This is a genomic window from Pseudomonas sp. SIMBA_067, assembly GCF_046534675.1.
GTDB classification, from domain to species: domain Bacteria; phylum Pseudomonadota; class Gammaproteobacteria; order Pseudomonadales; family Pseudomonadaceae; genus Aquipseudomonas; species Aquipseudomonas putida.
Genome location: NZ_JAWRYH010001555.1, coordinates 1 through 228 on the forward strand (window position 1 = coordinate 1; position 228 = coordinate 228).

Genomic DNA, 228 nt, shown 5'->3' on the forward strand with positions numbered 1-228 from the left:
CAAAGAGGAAGAGAAACAACCTGTAGCGGAGGAGCAGACACAAGAGGTCGCAGAACCCGCAGAGCAGCAGGCAGAACAGGACGCCCCGGCATTAAGCCAGGCTGAAGCGCAAGCGGAAGAGACTGTCGTTATCACCGAAACGGTGGCCGGGCAGCAGCGTGAGGCGGAAGCCACCGCGGCAGCGCCGCACGAGTCAGCACCCATGGTGCTGGATGAAGCTGCGCCAAT

The 228-nt window shown here is 61.8% G+C and carries 1 protein-coding gene; it reads left to right on the plus strand.

Features of this window, described 5'->3' with window-relative positions; translation table 11 throughout:
* The coding region (locus tag SB765_RS34675; protein WP_410933161.1) for a hypothetical protein at positions 1-228 on the plus strand (228 nt) is incomplete at both ends.